Genomic DNA, 3,659 nt, shown 5'->3' on the forward strand with positions numbered 1-3,659 from the left:
GGCGTCAGGTCTGAACCTGCTGGTGGCAGCGGTCATCCTATGGAATACGCGCTATCTTCAGTCTGCCATCACGACGCTCGGTATTTCAGATGACCTGGCCCAGCATATCGCCCCCCTCGGCTGGGAGCATATTTCTCTGACAGGCGACTATCGCTGGAATGTCGATGAGCAGCCCGAAGCTGGCGCGTTACGACCGCTTTGGGTACCTGCATCCCTACTTGTTGCGTGAGCCTCAATGTGGCCAGTTCTACAGGTGTTCACTCCAAGCGTACGTAAAATACACTTTCGTGTCGTGATCCCTTCATAGGGGGATATGTCTGTCATTTCTTTGTCCTGTAGATGATTTTTACTTTTCTGTTGCCGGATCCAGTCTGAAATTTGTGGCTGTCCTCCCGTCATGAAGGTCGCGGGTGTGAGATTATTTTTTCAATTTCAACGTTCGGAGCGTCGGATGTAGGTTTTTCCGGAATTTCCAGTCATTTTATATATTAGCATTGCATAATATTTAACTTCACGACTCCGGGATTTCCTCTCCCTGTGAAAACAGGAAAGAAGAAATCATGGAAATCGCAGCGCAGGGGTATGCAATCTGATCGGCTGTTGGACTGACTGTTGTGGCTGCGCTTAGCGGTTCCATGGAGCGTGAGCTACGACCCGTGCCAGGCCGCAAAAACCTGTCAGTCCAGCAACGGTAAGGCCCGCGCCAAAAAAGCCGGTCAGCAGGAAATACCATGGGCTTACAAAAAAGCCGAGAAGGCTGCCTGTGAGAACAAGTAATCCGATGATGAGTTGCACCTGACGGTCGAGGGGCAGGACTTTCCGGCCGCTTCTTTGTAATGGCAGGCCTTCCTTCATCCAGGACTCGATGCCTCCTTCAAGATTATAGAGAGTGAGGCTGGGGTCTTCGGCCAATAGTTTCTTGCAGGCAGAAGCACCACGACCACCCTTGCGACAATAAATGACCAGATTTTTGTCAGCATGAGGCGGCAGAATGGCCTTTTTGATTGAGCCCAGTGGCAGAAGGGTCGCGCCGGAAATGGACTCGGATGCAAATTCCGAGGGCTCTCGCACATCGACCAGGGCGACTTTCTTCTGCTCCAGCCAATCGTTCAGGGTTTTTGCATCCACGGACTGCATTGTCATTTTACATGAACTTCCTAATCAAGGGTGTTCGCGACAGAAGATCAGCTGAAGCACGGCAAGTACTGCCTGTGCTTCAGCGCTGCAAAGTCGATAATAGATCATCAGGCCGCGTCGTTCTGAAGTAATCAGACCAGCATCTTTAAGTCGCGCCAGATGTTGAGACAGGGCCGACTGCGATAATCCAACGGCTTCAGCGATATCTCCGACATTTTTTTCACCGGAGACAAGGTGGCACAGCACCATCAGTCGGTTGGCATTGGCGAGTTCCTTGAGAAACCTCTCTGCTTCCGAGGCATGACGCTGCATGGCTTCATGGGAGAGGGATAGGTTTCGTTTTTCCACGTTGATACCTTATTGCAGAATTCTATTTTAGCAATATCTAAAATACTTAATCCAAATCGTAAAGTGTCTTTCCGTATGGATGCCGGTATATGCCTCGTGAAATATGCCAGATAATGATTTCTGTAATTTCGTCTATGTTTTCAAATATTTTTTGAAAAAACATGACATTCCGCATCCTTTTCATGCGAATTGCAGAATGTCATCAGTTAGACGCCGGAAGCGAATAAGGATTGCAGTTTCCAGTGGTCTGCACTGAGTGTTTTTCCGGCTTTGGAAGCGGCAGAAGAACACTCGGCATAATTTTCTTAACGAACAATGGGGGGAGTATGCCCCTTTATTTGTCCGTTTTCGCTGAAAACCAGGGAATCATGCGGGCAATAGCTTCTTCAATCCTGTCGGTTGAAACCGCGAAGCTGAAGCGCATGAATTTGTGGCCATTGACCGGGTCGAAATCAATTCCGGGCGCAGTTGCAACACCTGTATCGCGCAGCAGTTCTTCGCAAAATATCAGACTGTTGTCAGTCAGATGTCCGATATCGGCATAAACATAAAACGCGCCATCAGGGGGGGCTATATTGTTCAAGCCCATCTGTGGGAGAGCTTGCAGGAGAAGATCGCGGTTCTTGCGATAGGTCACAAGATGCCCTTCCAGCTCCTCGCTGCAATCAAAGGCGACCAGCCCGGCGTGCTGGCTCAGGGAAGAAGGTGTCAGGAACAGATTGCCCATGCGGGCACGCGCCTTGTCGATCATGTCTTCGGGAATGATCAGCCATCCCAGACGCCAGGGTGCCATGCTGAAATATTTGGAAAAGCTGTTCACGATCAGCGCTTCCGGTTCATATTCCAGAGCGCTGTGCGCTGGTTCATCATAGCTCAGACCGTGGTAAATTTCGTCGGAGATGATCCGGATATTGCGCTCGCGGCAGACGCGGACGATGGCGCGGAATTCCTGTTCCGGCAGGATGGTCCCCGTAGGGTTGGCGGGACTGGCGATAATCAGGGCGTCCGGTGCGGGCACAAGCGCTTCGATGGCGCGCGCTGTCAGTTGGAAGCATTCTTTCTCGCCACACGGGATTTCAACCGGGACCATGTGAAGGCTTTTCAGCGTGTTGCGATAGGCAACGTAACCCGGCCGGGCCAGAGCAACGCGCATGCCGGGTGTGAGGCTGGACAGCAGGGCCAGAACCAGAGCCGGTGACGCGCCACAGGTCAGAATGACCTGCTGCGGGCGGATGCTGACGCCATATGTGTCGTGATAATGCCGGGCGATCCGTTCACGAAGGGCCTGACTTTCCCAATATCCCATCGGATCTGTGGCCAGAACATGTTGTGCGCGTTCGATGGCCTTGGTCGGCGCCCCGGTGGAGGGCTGGCCAAATTCCATGTGAATGATGTCCTGTCCCTCGGCTGCGAGACGGTGGGCCAGAGCGCTGAGTTCAATGGCGTGGAACGGTGCGATTTCGGGAACGGACATGCATGACCCATGGGGTTGTCTGAAACTTTGGCCCTGATAGCAGAGATGGAATGAAAGAGGAGAAAGACCAGCACAAAGACGCTTAATCTTCTGCTGCGAACCGGGCTAAAAAGCACGAATGATATGTTCCGAGATTTTCAAGACAGAGCTTGCTTGGCGCCCGCCCGAGGATTTTCTCGGATTTGCTTCCGGAGCATCGTCCTGCGTCATGCTGGACAGCGGTGGAGAGTCGCCTGAGGGGCGCTGGTCATGGCTCTGTCCACGACCAGTCTCCACACTCGTGTTGCGACAGGGGGTTCTGAAGCGTGACGGTGTGGAAATCGCGCAGGGGACGGATGTCTGGTCTTGTATCCGTGCGATGTTGCGTCCACGCAGTGCGGAAGATCTGCCTTTTCCCGGAGGCGTGATCGGTTTGGCGTCTTATGAAGCGGGCATGCGGCTGGAGCGGATTGCGTCACGGCACATGAGCGATGAACCCGAACTCATTGCCATGCTGTGTGATGATTTTTTCGCTTTTGACCGGCTGGAAAAGCGCCTTTGGTGGGTCAGTCATTCGGCAGCGCCTGTGCCGGAAATTCCGGTCGTTCTGGACGCGGAAATCTCACAGAAGGGTTGTACATCGGGTTAGATTATGAAAAAGTCTGTTTTGCACAAAAGAAATTTTCGTAAGCTATAAGAAAACCCGATGCAGACAGAGTAT

At 52.4% G+C, this 3,659-nt stretch carries 5 protein-coding genes; 2 read left to right on the plus strand and 3 right to left on the minus strand.

Going from position 1 to position 3,659, the window contains the following annotated elements; translation table 11 throughout:
- The coding region (locus GOB85_RS18405; protein ID WP_173578826.1) for a Tn3 family transposase at positions 1 to 229 on the plus strand (229 nt) is incomplete at its 5' end.
- Positions 230 to 624: 395 nt separating this feature from the next.
- Here GOB85_RS18405 and GOB85_RS18410 read toward each other — a convergent pair.
- The 3 genes from GOB85_RS18410 to GOB85_RS18420 form a co-directional block, all read right to left on the minus strand.
- Positions 625 to 1,137, minus strand: coding sequence for a rhodanese-like domain-containing protein (locus GOB85_RS18410; protein ID WP_019087402.1), 513 nt, complete (start codon positions 1,135 to 1,137; stop codon positions 625 to 627).
- 24 nt (positions 1,138 to 1,161) lie between these two features.
- Entirely contained in the window at positions 1,162 to 1,485 is a 324-nt protein-coding gene (locus GOB85_RS18415; RefSeq protein WP_010518083.1) for an ArsR/SmtB family transcription factor, read from the minus strand.
- Between the two features lie 334 nt (positions 1,486 to 1,819).
- Positions 1,820 to 2,959 carry a pyridoxal phosphate-dependent aminotransferase gene (locus tag GOB85_RS18420; protein WP_019087403.1) on the minus strand — a complete coding sequence of 380 codons (1,140 nt, stop codon included), beginning with the start codon at positions 2,957 to 2,959 and terminating at the stop codon, positions 1,820 to 1,822.
- Positions 2,960 to 3,077: 118 nt separating this feature from the next.
- Here GOB85_RS18420 and GOB85_RS18425 point away from each other — a divergent pair, with 118 nt between their 5' ends.
- Positions 3,078 to 3,587 carry a hypothetical protein gene (locus GOB85_RS18425; RefSeq protein ID WP_061487114.1) on the plus strand — a complete coding sequence of 170 codons (510 nt, stop codon included), beginning with the start codon at positions 3,078 to 3,080 and terminating at the stop codon, positions 3,585 to 3,587.
- Positions 3,588 to 3,659: the final 72 nt, after the last annotated feature.

Origin of the sequence: Acetobacter fallax (genome assembly GCF_011516735.1) — a bacterium.
In the GTDB taxonomy this organism is placed as follows: domain Bacteria; phylum Pseudomonadota; class Alphaproteobacteria; order Acetobacterales; family Acetobacteraceae; genus Acetobacter; species Acetobacter fallax.